Consider the following 13,449-nt stretch of genomic DNA (forward strand, 5'->3'; position numbering starts at 1 on the left):
GCCTCTCAATAGCTATAAGGACATCATGGATAAAACGGGCGGGTCCCTGAAGGACAGGATTTTGGCAATGGCCGGGCGCAACCCCTGGGGGGGATCGTCGGGCGACGACGATTCGGATCGCGGCCCGGGCGGCGAACCGGACACCGTGCCGGCGGGCGACGGCGGCAAGCCGAAAAACCCGTGGCTGCCGGGCAGCGAGCCTGCCGGACAAGGCAGCCCGGACGGGCGCACGCCGGGTCGCAGGGCATCGAACATAGAGGACATTTTCCGCGCCCGCCAACGGCGCGGCGGCGGCGGCGGACCGACGCAGTTCCCCCGCGCGCCCGGCGGCAGAAGCTGGACCCCGTATATCATTGCGGCGGTGGTCCTGCTGTGGCTCTTCCTGAGTTCGGTCCATCAGATCAACGCCAAGGAACAGGGCATCGTCACCACGGCGGGCAAATATACCCGCACGTTGAACCCCGGCCTGCATCTCACCCTGCCCTGGCCGATCCAAAGCGTGTCGGACATGGACGTTACCTCGATCCGGCGGGACAATATCCCCGACGGGACGGAGGAGAAGCTGATGCTGACCGGCGATCAGAATCTGGTCGACCTTTCCTATCTCGTGCGCTGGAACATCAAGGATCTGAAGCTTTACAGCTTTCAGCTTGCCGAACCCGATGAAACCGTGCGCGAAGTGGCCGAGGCCGCCATGCGCGCCAGCGTCGCCGAGGTGAAGCTCGACGATGCGCTGTCGGGTGCCGGCCGCGCGCAGATCGAGCAGGCCGTGCGCGCACGGATGCAGCAATTGCTCGACGCGTATCGTTCGGGTGTCGCGGTGCAGGGTGTCGAAATCAAGAAGGCGGACCCGCCGACCCGCGTGATCGACGCGTTCAAGGAAGTGCTTGCCGCGCAGCAGGACGCGCAATCCGACATCAATCGCGCGCGCGCCTGGGCCGAGCAGGTCACCGCCCGCGCAGAAGGCGAAGCCGAGGCGTTCAATCAGGTGTATAGCGAATATCGCCTGGCGCCCGAGGTCACGCGCCGCCGCATGTATTACGAAACCATGGAACGCGTGTTGAGCCAGACGCCGAAAACCATCGTGGAGGCCGACGGCGTCGTGCCCTACCTGCCCCTGCCGGAGGCGAGCCGCAGGCGCAGCGGCGGCGGCGATACCGCGCCCAGCGCCGCCACGTCGGGCGCATCCACGCCGTCGCGGGGACCGGCCGCCAATGGCAACAACGCCGCGGGAGGCCAGTGATGGAACATATCTGGAACCGGTACAAGGCGCTCATCATTGCGGCCATCGTGCTCGCGCTGATTGCCGCCGCGTCGATCGTGGTGGTCCCCGAAACGCAGCAGGCCGTAATCATCCGCAATGGTAAGCCCGAACGGGTCGCGAACCGTTTCCGTCCCAATCTCGACTATGGTCAGACTGGCGCTGGCATCGTGTTCCGCATCCCGCTTATCGAACGGGTGGAGATGGTCGACAAGCGCGTGCTCGACGTCGATATGCAGCGGCAGGAAGTGTTGAGCCGGGATCAGCGCAGGCTCGAGGTCGATGCCTATGCCCGGTTCCGTATCATCGACCCCACGCTGATGGTCGAAACCGCCGGCAGCACCGAACGCGTCGCCGAACAATTGCAGCCGATCCTGAACTCGGTGCTGCGCCAGCGGCTCGGCACGCGCAGTTTCCAGGCCTTGCTCACCGCGGAACGCGGCGAGGCGATGGAGGAAATACAACGCGGTCTCGACCGGCAGGCCCGCGAATATGGCGCGCAGGTGATCGATGTGCAGATCAAGCGCGCCGATCTGCCGCCCGGCCGTCCGCTCGAAACCGCGTTCACCCGGATGGAATCCGCGCGAAAGCAGGAATCGGACACGATCCGCGCCCAGGGACAGAAAGCGGCACAGATCATCCGCGCCGGCGCAGAGGCCGAAGCGGCCAGCACCTATGCCGACAGCTTCAACCAGGATCCGGAATTCTACGATTTCTACCGCGCGATGCAGAGTTACGATGCGGTGTTTGCCGGCGACAATGAAAACAGTTCGATCATCCTGTCGCCCGACAACGAATATCTGCGGCAGTTTCGCGGCGGCCGCTGACGTTGAAATCCGGCTATTCAATGGCCATTCATGGGATGCGGTGTGAATTGACGCCCGACCGGGGATGGGACGGCCGGACAGAACATGTCCGGTGCAACAGAAACGAACGAGGATAGAACCTTTGCGCTACGCCTATTCGCTCACCACCGCGCTGCTTCTTGGCGGCGCCGCGGTTTCTCTCGCCACCGGCTATCCCGCCGGGGCGCAGATCGCGCAGAACGACGACGCCACGATGAGCCGCGTCGTCCCGCGCAGCGGTGCGCCCGCAAGCTTTGCCGATCTCACCGAACAGCTCGCCCCTGCCGTCGTGAACATCTCCACGCGTCAGCGGATCGAGGTGCAGGAACAGAACCCGTTTGCCGGCACCCCGTTCGAAGGGATGTTCGGCCGGCGCGGTGGCGGCGGCGGACAGCCGCAAACGCGCGAGGCGCAATCGCTGGGTTCGGGCTTCATCATTTCCGAAGACGGCTATGTCGTGACGAACAATCACGTCGTCACCGCACAGGGCCGCGCCACGATCGAGGAAATCACCGTCACCCTGCCCGACGGGCGGGAATATGAGGCGGAGCTGGTCGGGGCGGATCCCGAATCCGATCTCGCCGTGCTCAAGGTCAATCGTGACGATCCGTTCCCCTTCGTCAATTTCGGCGATTCGCGTCAGGCACGCGTCGGCGACTGGGTCATTGCCATCGGCAATCCGTTTGGCCTGGGCGGTACGGTGACGTCGGGCATCATCTCGTCCGTGTATCGCGCGACGGGCGGCGGCGGCGCCTATGACCGTTATCTGCAGACCGACGCGGCCATCAACCGGGGCAATTCCGGCGGGCCGATGTTCGATATGCAGGGCAATGTGATCGGCATCAACAACGCGATCTTCTCCCCCACCGGGGGCAGCGTCGGCATCGGTTTCGCGATTCCCGCCGAAACCGCCGCGCCCATTGTGCGCCAGCTCATCAGCGGCGAGGAGATCGAGCGCGGCTATCTCGGCATCCAGATTCAGGCCGTCGACGACGATCTTGCCTCCTCGCTCGGCATTCGCCGGAACCGGGGCGAATTCGTGCAATCGGTGGTGCCCGGCGGCGCCGCGGCCGAAGCGGGCCTGCGCGCCGGCGACGTCGTGGTCGAAATCGACGGCAAGGAAATCACGCCGGAACAGACGCTGTCCTTCGTGGTGTCTAATATTGAGCCGGGTTCCCGCGTGCCGATCATCGCGATCCGCAATGGCGAGCGTGTCCGCCTGACGGCCCGCATCGCGCAGCGCCCCTCGGCCGAGGAGCTGGCGCAGCAGAACCAGTTCATGGCGCCGGAGGAAAGCGGCGACAGCCTGGAGCAGAGCGAGCCGAGCGGCGAGGATTCCTCCATCGGCGAGGCGCTCGGCCTGTCGACCACGCCGCTCACGCCGCAGATCGCGCGGCAGCTTGGCGTGTCCGACGATACCGGCGGGCTGGTCGTCGCAGGCGTCGCGCGGTCGTCCGATGCCGCGGCCAAGGGACTGCGCCGCGGTGACATTATCCTCAGCGCCAATTACCGTGCGGTCAACAGCAACTCAGATCTGGAGGCTGTGATTCGCATGGCACAGGACGAAGGCCGGGAGGCCGTTCTGGTGCGGGTGCAGCGCCGGGGGCAGCAGGCGGTCTATATCCCGCTCCGCATTCGCTGAGCCACCGTTCCGCCATGAAAAGGGCCGCTTCCCCATGGGAGGCGGCCCTTTTTTTCATCCTTTGGCCTTTCCGATAATCAGGGCCGATAATCAGGGCCGGTAATCAGGGCGATTGCGGCGAAACCGGGATTCGGGTCGGGACCGGCGTCGGCGCCGGCATCGGCCGCGACCTTGGCGGCGCAGCGGCGGTGCCGGAGGGTGGGGCGCCCTGCGTCCCGGGCGCCCCGCCATCGCCGCGCCCGATCGCCCGGTTCAGGAAATCCTCATTCGCGGCGGGCGGCGGCGGGGCGGACGGGGCGCGATCCGGCTCGGCCCGGTTCCGACCGCGATAATCGTCGCGCGGGCGCACGACGCGAGGCTCCTCCGGCTCGTTGCCGCGATATCGGTAATCCTCGTCATAATCGTCGCCGGAACCCGGCCCGTAACCCTGTTCATACCGGCCCCAGCCATCGCCGCGCACCGGATCGACGGGGTTGCCGTCCTCATCCATGAAATAATAATCGTCAGGGTTGCCGAACCATGTCTCGTCATCGGGTTCGAGCTGCCATTCGGGTAGCTGTAATTCCGTCTGAAACTGTTCGACCGGGCGTTTCGCAACGGCGCGCCGCATAAAATCGGCAAAGGCGCGGGCGGGTGCGGCGCCGCCCTGTAACCCTCTCACCGCCTTTGCATCGTCGCGGCCCATCCATACGCCGGTGGTGATCCCGCTCGAAAAGCCCAGGAACCAGCCATCCTTGTTCGAACTGGTCGTGCCGGTCTTGCCTGCGACGGGGCGGCCGATCTGTGCCGCGCGGCCGGTGCCCGTGCTGACCGCGGTCTGCAACAGGTCGGTCATCGCCGCCGCGACATAGGGCGCGACGAGCATCTGCTCGCGTTCCGGCTGACGGCGATAGAGGAGCGAGCCGTCGGCCCCCGTCACCTTCGTAATGCCATAGGGTGTAACCGAACGGCCCTGTGCCGACACGGCGGCAAAGGCGCGCGTCATGTCAATGAGCCGCGTTTCCGACGCACCCAGCACCATCGACGGAAATGTGGAAACCGGCGTGGTGATGCCGAACCGCCGCGCCATGCTGGCGACCGTGCCGAACCCGACCTCCTCGCCCAGCTGCGCCGCGACGGTGTTCTTTGAATAGGCAAAGGCGCTGCGAAGGTCGATCTGTCCCGCATAGCGGCCGCCGGAATTGCGCGGGGTCCACCCCTCGATCGTGACGGGCTTGTCGATCACGGCGGAATCGGGGGTGTACCCAGCCTCCAGCGCGGCGAGATAGACGAAAAGCTTCCACGCGGAACCGGGCTGCCGGACCGCTTGCGTCGCGCGGTTGTAGTTCGATTTGACGTAATCCGCCCCGCCGACAAGCGCGAGCACGGCCCCGTCGCGGTCCATGCTGACCAAGGCGCCCTGCGCGCCCGATGGGGCGTTGTTGCGGATCGCGGCGGTGGCCGCATCCTGCAATCCGGGGTCGAGCGTGGTCCAAACCTCGATCGGCTCGAACGTATTGGGGAGCAGCATGTCGAGCTGCGGCAGCGCCCAATCGGTGAAATAGCGGACCGAATTCTGCCCGTGGTCCTTTTTCAGCCGGACCGTTTCGGGATCGACATTGCGCGCCTCATACGGGCTGATGACGCCCTCCTGCGCCATCAGGCGGAGCACGATGCTCGCCCGCGAAACGGCGGCCTCGGCATCGGCGGTGGGCGAATATTGCGACGGCGCCTTCACCAGCCCGGCGATGATCGCGGCCTCCGGCGTCGACAGCTCGGTCGCCGGATGGCTGAAGAACAACCGGCTCGCCGAATCGATGCCATAGGCGCCGCCGCCGAAATACACCTTGTTGAGGTAAAGTTCGAGGATCTCCTCCTTGGTGAATTTCCGCTCCAGCGCGAGGGCGAGGATCGCCTCGCGCGCCTTGCGCTCGAACGTGCGATTGTTGTTGAGGAAGATATTGCGGGCAAGTTGCTGCGTGATGGTCGAGCCGCCCTGCCGCCAGCGCCCTTCGCGCGCGCGGACCCAGAGCGAGCGCAGCACGCCGACCGGATCGACCCCGTAGTGCGAGTAGAACCGCCGGTCCTCCACCGCGATCATCGCACCCTTCATCACCTGCGGTATTTCGCGGGAGTTGAGCCATTCGCCATAGCTTGGGCCGAGCTGGACGATCTCCGTCCCGTCGCGCGCCCGCACGACGATCATCTGCGCATGTTCGCTCGCACGCAGGGCGGCGTAGCTCGGCAGCGAACGCGCGGTGAACGCCACGGCGAGAAACAGCCCCACCGCGGCCAGAACCACAAGCGCAACGCCCCAGCCCAGCACCCGGCCGAGCCAGCGCCTTTTCCGTTTTTCGGGTTTGCGCGGCCGGCGCGGAGTGGATCGCCGCCTGCTGTCGTTCGCCATTCTGGTCCGTCAATCTGCCACGGGAAAGCCCCGCTTCGCGCCTGTGTCTAGCGACAGATGGGCGAAGGAGCCAGAACCTTCGATGAACGTTCGCGCGAGGGAGCAGGCGGCGGACGGAACAGGATGCGCAGCGGTCAATGGTCCTTCGGTTCGAAGTCCAGGCTGGCGCTGTTCATGCAGTAGCGCAAGCCGGTGGGGTTCGGCCCGTCGGGAAACACATGGCCCAGATGCCCTTCGCATGTGGCGCAGCGCGCCTCGGTCCGGACCATGCCGTGGGAGGTGTCGGTCTTTTCCTCGACCGCATTCTCGTCGAGCGGAGCGTAGAAGCTGGGCCAGCCCGAACCGCTATCATATTTGGTGTCGGAGGGAAACAAGGGCGTGCCGCACCCGGCGCATTTGTAGATGCCGGGCTCCTTCTTGGCATTATATTCGCCGGTAAACGCCCGCTCGGTCCCGCCTTCGCGCAGGACATGATATTCCTCCGGCGTGAGGCGGTCGCGCCATTCCGCTTCGGAGAGGTTCATTTTATCGGCCATCGTCAATTCCTTAGGGCATGATTTCGCTGTTGCTGCCGATATGGGGAGCCCTCGGCGGTCCGACAACAAGCGTGGTGCCATCGTGGCCGATGACGGTGAGCCGGGTGCCGACCGGCGCATCGGGACCGCGTGCGGGCCATTCGCTGTCCCCGTGGCGCACGCGACCCTCGCCGCCTTCGATCGGCTGCGTGACGACGACGCCCTGACCGACCAGGCGCCCGCCGCGATCGTTCATCAACGGATCGGACGATTCGATGGGATAGGAATTGAGCCAGTTCTTTGCCGCCGCCACCGAAAAGACGGAGAACACGGCAAAGCTGAGCAGCTGTATCTCGATCCCCACCGCGGTCACCGCCGCGACCAATGCGGTCGCAAGGGCGGCCGCCGCCATCCAGATCAGGAAATAGCCCGGCACGATCAGTTCGGCCGTGGCCAGCACGATGCCGATCACGACCCATGCCCATTCCCCATCAAGATCGCCGAGCCAGTCCATTATGCGCGATCGTCCCGCGTGGCGGGCACGGTGGGCCGCGGCGGGAACGGCGTGCCATTATCGGAAGACGCACGGTCGGAGCGTGGCGCATCCGCCTTGGCCGCGCCGGCGGGCGGCGTCACCGCATCGCGCACCAGTTCGCCAATTCCGCCGAGCGAGCCGATGAGCTGCGTCGCCTCGACCGGGAACAGGATCGTCTTCGCATTGGGCGAACGGGCGAATTCCTCCACCGCTTCGACATATTTCTGCGCCACGAAATAGTTCAGCGCCTGCGTCCCCGACGACGCGATGGCATCGGACACGACCTGTGTCGCGCGGGCCTCGGCCTCCGCCTCGCGTTCGCGCGCCTCAGCATCGCGGAAGGCGGATTCGCGGCGCCCTTCGGCATCGAGAATGCGGGCCTGTTTCTCGCCTTCGGCACGAAGAATCTCCGCCGCGCGGCTGCCCTCGGCATCGAGGATCTGCGCGCGTTTCAGCCGTTCGGCCTTCATCTGCCGGGCCATGGCGTCGGAAATATCCTTGGGCGGGCGGATGTCCATGATCTCGACCCGCGTCACCTTCAACCCCCAGGGCGAGGTCGCATGATCCACGACCGACAGCAGCCGGGCATTGATCTCGTCCCGCTTCGACAGGGTTTCGTCGAGATCCATCGACCCCATGACGGTCCGCAGATTGGTGGTGGTGAGCGCTTGTATCGCGTTGTGCAGGCCGGAAATCTCATAGGCCGCCTTGCCCGCGTCGAGCACCTGAAAGAACACCACCGCATCGACGCCGACCATGGCGTTGTCCTTGGTGATGATCTCCTGCCCCGGAATGTCGAGCACCTGCTCCATCATGTTGATCTTCTGACCCACGCGGTCGACGAAGGGCACGATGACATGGAGGCCCGGATTGGCGGGTTTGGTGAACCGGCCCAGCCGCTCGATCGTGTAGACATAGCCCTGGCGCACCACGCGCACGCTGGAAAACAGGATGACGATCGCCAGCACGACGATCAGGATGAGAGCGATATACATGGTGTTCCCCGATGCCCACGCATCCCCATCGATACGCGGGGGCCATCATGCGCGCTTCAATCCGGTTTGACCAGTTGCAAACCGGGCACCGCGCCGTCGCAATCGGCGGGCACCGACGCGGCGCGGCCGTTCAACATGGCCTCCCGCGCGGCGGCGATGGTGCGGTCGGCGGTTTCGGCCCCTTCGTCCCGGCGCAGCGTTTCGGCCAGCCGGGCCGCGCGCCCGCGCAAGGTGTCCGCCTCCGCGCCGCGCGCGGTGGCGGCGGCAATCTGAAGCGATGCCACGCATCGCGCGCGCGTTACCGGGCGGGCGGGCGGCACTTCTGTGTCGAGCAGCGCATTGCATGACCGCGCCAGTTGCGGCAATTGTCCGGCGACCTCGACCGCCGCATCGCGCATGGCGGCGGCGACATCGGCGCGGCTCCACCCCGCGGCGGTCAGGCGCGCGCCGGTACGCACCATATATTCGCGCCCCCGTTCGCCCGTTCCTGCATAGCCGGGCACGGGATTGCCGCGCGCCCTTGCGCCGTCCGCCAGCGCAAACGCCGCGGCACAGCGCAGGCTCGCCCGGTCCTCCGCCCCCGGCACCAAGACCGCGCCCGCATCCTGTGCCAGCGTGGCCGTGATCGCCCACGACAGCGAGGCGGCGACGATGGCCGCCGCCATCGTGGTCCGCACAGAAAACGCGATACGAAACAGCATGGCTATGCTATGGACCCGGCCCGTGGATAGCGTCAATCGCCTTGATGATCGACTTGTCGGCCAAGGTCTCGCCGCCGCCCGCCCGCCATGTTACGGTCGCCTTGCATCATGACTTATACCGCAGACCCCTCCCGCGACGATTCGACCACAGAGCCCGGCGACACGGCGCAAAGCGCGCCGCCCGGACAGGACCGCGCCGCGCGCAAACGCCGACGCGCGCTCGACGATTATCGCGTGCTCGACACCGGGGCGGAGGACGCTTTCGACGAAATCGCCTTTATCGCGTCGCAGCTGTGCGACGCGCCGGTCGCTCTCATCAGCCTGGTCGAGGCGGATCGCCAGTGGTTCAAGGCGCGCATCGGGTTCGAGGCGTGCGAAACCCCGATCAGCCAGTCGGTCTGCCGCCATGGCATGCACAGCGACCGGATGCTCGTCATCGAGGATCTGACGAAGGATGCGCGCACCGCGCAAAATCCGCTCGTCACCGCCGATCCGCACATCCGCTTCTATGCCGGCGCGCCGCTGATCACGCCCGGCGGGACGATCATCGGAATGCTGTGCGTAATCGACACCGTACCCCGTCCCGGCGGGTTGAGCCGCGAACAACAGCGCATGTTGACCGGCCTTGCCAGACAGGTCGTCAACAATCTGGAACTCCGTCGCGAGGTGGCCGACGCCGAACGCGAAACCGCGATCATGCGCCGCACGGTGGAGCGTATGCGCCTTGCCGAGGAGGCCGGCCATGTCGGCGCCTTCGAGGTGGATCTGACGACGGGAATCGTCGAAACCACGCGCGAATTCCGCCGTATCTACGGCCTCGACGATGCGAGCGCGCTCGACGTGAAAATGCTGTCGGCGATGCAGCCTGGCGATGCGTTGCGGTTCGATGCCGTGGACGATGCCGACGATCTGCGCGTCTCGGAATACGAGATCGAGCAACCGGGCGGCGCGCGCCGATGGGTGCAAAGGCGCGCGGAACTGGCGCCGGGCAAGAAGGGCGAACCGGACCGGCTTTACGGCGTGATCACCGATGTCACGGAACAGCGCGCGATCAATCAGGAAATGTCCCACCGGCTGAAAAATTCGCTGGCGCTGGTGCAGGCGATCGCGAGCCATACGCTGCGCGGCGTGGCGGATGCGGCACCGGTGATGGAATTCAACCGCCGGATCGCCGCATTGTCGTCGGCGCACGACATATTGTTGAGCCGGACGCACGCGGCAGGTTCGCTTCGCGCGGTGGTGGACGCGGTGTTGTCGCGGCTCGGCGTGGAGGAGCGGGCGGTTTGGTCGGGGGCGGATTTCAACCTTGCCTCGCGGCCCACGCTGCTGCTCTCGATACTGGTGCACGAGCTGGCGACGAATGCGATGAAATATGGCGCGCTTTCCGTTGAAGGGGGCCGGGCCGAAATCGCCAGCCATGTCGAGGATCACGCCGATGGGCCGCAACTCGTCGTCGAATGGCGGGAGATCGGCGGACCGCCCGCCACCGAGCCGGAGAAGAAGGGGCTGGGCATGCGGCTCGTGCAAAGCGGGCTCGACCCTGCCGGAAGTGCGAAGGTGACTTTCGGCGAAGAGGGGATGGCCGTGCGCTTTACCGCGCCGGTGGCACGCGTCGCGGGATAAGCCTTTACGCGCGCGGGGCCTGCCGGCGATAGGACAGCGCCTCCGCCACGTGCGGACGGCCGATGTCGCGCGCGCCGGCGAGATCGGCGATGGTCCGCGCCACGCGCAGGATGCGGGTGTAGCCGCGGGCCGACAGGCGCATCGCATCGGCGGCCTTGAACAGCAATTCGCGGCCCGCCACGTCCGGCGTGGCGAAGCGGTCCAGCGCCTCGCCATCGAGCTGCGCATTGGTGCGCGCGCCGGTCCGTCCCTGGCGTTCGGCCTGCACGGCGCGGGCCGCGGCGACGCGCGCGGCAACCTCGGCGCTGCCCTCCGCCGCCGGCGGCAGTGCCAGATCGCGCGCCGACACCGGGTCGACCTCGATATGCAGGTCGATCCGGTCGAGCAGCGGTCCCGATATCTTGCCCTGATAATCGGCGGCACATTTCGGCGCGCGCGAACACGCCAGTGCCGGATCCCCCAGATGGCCGCAGCGGCACGGGTTCATCGCCGCGACAAGCTGCACATCGGCGGGGAAGGTCACGTGGCCGTTGGCCCGCGCGACGCTGACCTCGCCAGTTTCCAGCGGCTGTCGCAGCGAATCGAGCACCGCACGCTGAAACTCCGGCATTATGTAGCAAACGCACCAGCATGTATATGGCTGCAATCATGCGCGTGGCGTAATGTCACCATATGGCAGACACACACGTAGTAAGCGCATTGCGAGAGAAGCGCGGCGAACTCGCTGGACAGATTGACGGGCTACAGGACCAGCTTCGGCAGGCGATGATAGACCTCGATCATATCGACGCCAGCTTGCGCATGTTCGATCCGGACATTGAACTGGACGAGATAAAGCCCAAGCCGCTCCCACCGCGCCACAGGGCGTTCAAGGGACAGGTAACGCGGGCGATCCTAGCAATGCTGCGCAAAGAGGGCGCGATGGACGTAAAAGCCATCACGTTGCGGCTTATGGCAGAGCGGGAATTAAACCTGAACGACCGCGATCTTACGAAGGCGATGCAGAAGCGGATCGGCGCGGCTTTGCGCAATCTGCGGGATCGGGCTTTGGTTGTCTCAGAGCCGGGTAAGAGCGGGTTGCTGGTTTGGGGGATTTTAAAAAACTAAATTTTCCTTTTGCGGAAAATTACATGGGCGCAAAAGGCCCTTCGGTCTTTAATCGCTACGCGATAAAAATCGTCCAATACGGTTTCCGCGATCATTAGATCAGCGACCGTTTCAGATTTTGTAAATTTCACAAAGGGGTCATAATCGGCTTTATGCCGCTTGTCCTGCATAGTGATGAAGTGATTAGCAAAATCCTCGATAGGTTTGGGGAACTGTCTTATTACGGAGTCGACCTTACATGCGTTCAGCGCGACACCGTGTTCAAGAGCGCGATAGGTTTGCTGCCACGCAGGCTTGCTTCTGTCAGACCCCGTGCCCCCAATTAGCAGGTCTGCCGAATTACGGGCCAAGCAATGAAAAAGGGCGTAATAGATGCTGCTAATTGAACGCCTTAAGTTTACCTGCGAAGGCTTGCCGGAACTGGATTCCAGCAAGACTTTCGCAGATTTTATAAGGTCAAGCGGCTGCAAGAGCCTTCGCGTCCTTATCGGAAACAAACCTAAAGAACGGAAAAGCGTTTTCGTCCATATCAAGCAACTTGTGTCGAGCATAACGAGCAAGCGATGCCGTTTTAGCCGACTCCAATGCGCCACGTTTAGCTTCGTAAACAACCATTACGCGATAGGCTCGCTCACCAGCGTCATCAGAATCAAGACAAATCCTGATATCAGTGACACTCATGTCCGCGAGGCGATCGCGTATGAGCTTTTCGAGCTCGTCCGAAATCGTGTCTGCCATAAGCGAACTCCAAACTTACCACAGTGTAAGTTTAGTGAGCAAACCAAAAATGGCAACAAGTTACTGCGTCTGCGCGGCAGTAACTTGCAAAAATCGGTATGTCAAGCTCTTTGCCAATACCCCGCCCAAACCCGGCTTTGACGCGAGGCCATGGCAGCGCCCCCCACCATCGCAGCCTGCGAGCCGTTATCCACACGGCGGTTGTCCTCGCGCCATGACGCCTCGCTAGCATAGGCGTAGAGATACGGCCCTGCGATATGGTGATGGGTGCCGACTTCCATGCGGCGAAGACGGCTAAAGAAGCTTTCCGCCTGATTGGTGCAGACGCCCTTGTCCATGAACTGCACCGAATGGTTGATGCGATGCGTGTCCCAACCGGCGTGAAGCGCATCCCAACCCGTACCTTCGTCGGCATGGATCGTCGCGAGTGTGCCAACGCGGTCACGAACGTAAGGGACGGCATCACCTTCATTGCGCACGATAAACGGCAGCGACTTGCCACCACGCTCGCGCATGATGACAACGCACTGGCGCTTGCCCGAACGGTTTGCGGTGAGGCGGCGGTCCTTGCGATCGGCCTTCACGTTTTCCGGCTTCACATAGCCACCGAAATAAGCGCCGTCGATTTCGACCGAGCCATTAAGCTGGCGGTCCATCTGCTCGCGCGCCATCGCTTCACGCAGCTTGTGCGTAAGAACGAAGGCCGTCTTATACTGGCAATCCAGATCGCGGCTAAGCTGTAGGGCAGCAATGCCCTTCGCACCGTTCACGAAGATCACGATAGCGGCCAGCAGATCGCCGAACGACATTTTGCGTGAGGCAAAGATTGTGCCGCTGGTGACGCTGAACTGGTGATGGCAGGCAACGCACTTGAACTTGCGGCGGGTGCTGATGTGATAAGCCTCCGTGCAGCCGCAGCGCGGGCAGATCGCCTCGCCGTCCGTCTCGGGCCAGCGCAGCTCGCAAAACGTCGAGTAAGCGCGTTCTTCGGTCATCCGAAAGACGGCCTTGAGGCTCAACGTGCGAGCGGCGGCGGAGAGGAGAAAGTGTTGCATATCATCGTTTCCAGTGCTTATGCACTCTTTATGATGACATAACGTA

13 protein-coding genes and 1 pseudogene are annotated in these 13,449 nt (G+C 64.3%); 5 read left to right on the top strand and 9 right to left on the bottom strand.

Going from position 1 to position 13,449, the window contains the following annotated elements; all coding sequences use genetic code 11:
* The first annotated feature begins 67 nt into the window (after window positions 1-67).
* The 3 genes from hflK (at window position 68) to K4G67_RS04260 (ending at window position 3,748) form a co-directional block, all read left to right on the top strand.
* Complete coding sequence (hflK, locus tag K4G67_RS04250) at window positions 68-1,243, top strand: protease modulator HflK (RefSeq protein ID WP_239805142.1); 1,176 nt, start codon at window positions 68-70, stop codon at window positions 1,241-1,243.
* Complete coding sequence (hflC, locus tag K4G67_RS04255; protein WP_239805143.1) at window positions 1,243-2,088, top strand: protease modulator HflC; 846 nt, start codon at window positions 1,243-1,245, stop codon at window positions 2,086-2,088. The genes hflK and hflC overlap by 1 nt, the downstream gene beginning before the upstream one ends.
* A gap of 121 nt (window positions 2,089-2,209) precedes the next feature.
* Entirely contained in the window at window positions 2,210-3,748 is a 1,539-nt protein-coding gene (locus K4G67_RS04260) for a Do family serine endopeptidase (RefSeq protein WP_239805144.1), read from the top strand.
* Window positions 3,749-3,851: 103 nt separating this feature from the next.
* Here the strand turns inward: K4G67_RS04260 and K4G67_RS04265 are convergent, their stop codons facing one another.
* The 5 genes from K4G67_RS04265 to K4G67_RS04285 all read right to left on the bottom strand — a co-directional run bounded on the left by K4G67_RS04265 (window position 3,852) and on the right by K4G67_RS04285 (window position 8,880).
* Window positions 3,852-6,134 carry a transglycosylase domain-containing protein gene (locus K4G67_RS04265; protein ID WP_239805145.1) on the bottom strand — a complete coding sequence of 761 codons (2,283 nt, stop codon included), beginning with the start codon at window positions 6,132-6,134 and terminating at the stop codon, window positions 3,852-3,854.
* A gap of 134 nt (window positions 6,135-6,268) precedes the next feature.
* A complete protein-coding gene (msrB, locus tag K4G67_RS04270) occupies window positions 6,269-6,670 on the bottom strand; it encodes a peptide-methionine (R)-S-oxide reductase MsrB (RefSeq protein ID WP_239805146.1) in 402 nt (133 codons plus the stop codon).
* 10 nt (window positions 6,671-6,680) lie between these two features.
* Complete coding sequence (locus K4G67_RS04275; protein WP_239805147.1) at window positions 6,681-7,163, bottom strand: NfeD family protein; 483 nt, start codon at window positions 7,161-7,163, stop codon at window positions 6,681-6,683.
* Window positions 7,163-8,179 carry an SPFH domain-containing protein gene (locus K4G67_RS04280; RefSeq protein ID WP_239805148.1) on the bottom strand — a complete coding sequence of 339 codons (1,017 nt, stop codon included), beginning with the start codon at window positions 8,177-8,179 and terminating at the stop codon, window positions 7,163-7,165. The genes K4G67_RS04275 and K4G67_RS04280 overlap by 1 nt, the downstream gene beginning before the upstream one ends.
* A gap of 56 nt (window positions 8,180-8,235) precedes the next feature.
* On the bottom strand, window positions 8,236-8,880 hold the full coding sequence (locus K4G67_RS04285) for a hypothetical protein (RefSeq protein WP_239805149.1): 645 nt from the start codon (window positions 8,878-8,880) through the stop codon (window positions 8,236-8,238).
* A 108-nt stretch (window positions 8,881-8,988) separates the two neighbouring features.
* Between K4G67_RS04285 and K4G67_RS04290 the strand changes: the two genes are divergently transcribed.
* Complete coding sequence (locus K4G67_RS04290) at window positions 8,989-10,503, top strand: GAF domain-containing protein (RefSeq protein WP_239805150.1); 1,515 nt, start codon at window positions 8,989-8,991, stop codon at window positions 10,501-10,503.
* 4 nt (window positions 10,504-10,507) lie between these two features.
* Here K4G67_RS04290 and K4G67_RS04295 read toward each other — a convergent pair.
* Window positions 10,508-11,113 (bottom strand): annotated as a pseudogene (locus K4G67_RS04295) (ATP-binding protein); the annotation flags it as partial.
* Window positions 11,114-11,175: 62 nt separating this feature from the next.
* Between K4G67_RS04295 and K4G67_RS04300 the strand changes: the two are divergent.
* Complete coding sequence (locus K4G67_RS04300; RefSeq protein WP_239805151.1) at window positions 11,176-11,610, top strand: hypothetical protein; 435 nt, start codon at window positions 11,176-11,178, stop codon at window positions 11,608-11,610.
* Here the strand turns inward: K4G67_RS04300 and K4G67_RS04305 are convergent.
* The 3 genes from K4G67_RS04305 to K4G67_RS04315 all read right to left on the bottom strand — a co-directional run bounded on the left by K4G67_RS04305 (window position 11,607) and on the right by K4G67_RS04315 (window position 13,403).
* Window positions 11,607-12,080: a hypothetical protein gene (locus tag K4G67_RS04305; protein ID WP_239805152.1), complete on the bottom strand. Its 474-nt coding sequence runs from the start codon at window positions 12,078-12,080 to the stop codon at window positions 11,607-11,609. The two genes, K4G67_RS04300 and K4G67_RS04305, sit on opposite strands and share 4 nt — an antisense overlap.
* A complete protein-coding gene (locus tag K4G67_RS04310) occupies window positions 12,067-12,348 on the bottom strand; it encodes a hypothetical protein (protein WP_239805153.1) in 282 nt (93 codons plus the stop codon). Before K4G67_RS04310 ends, K4G67_RS04305 begins: the two co-directional genes overlap by 14 nt.
* Window positions 12,349-12,449: 101 nt before the next feature.
* A complete protein-coding gene (locus K4G67_RS04315) occupies window positions 12,450-13,403 on the bottom strand; it encodes an IS1595 family transposase (protein ID WP_239805154.1) in 954 nt (317 codons plus the stop codon).
* Between the last annotated feature and the right edge of the window lie 46 nt (window positions 13,404-13,449).

This window comes from Croceicoccus hydrothermalis (assembly GCF_022378335.1).
GTDB classification, from domain to species: Bacteria; Pseudomonadota; Alphaproteobacteria; order Sphingomonadales; family Sphingomonadaceae; genus Croceicoccus; species Croceicoccus hydrothermalis.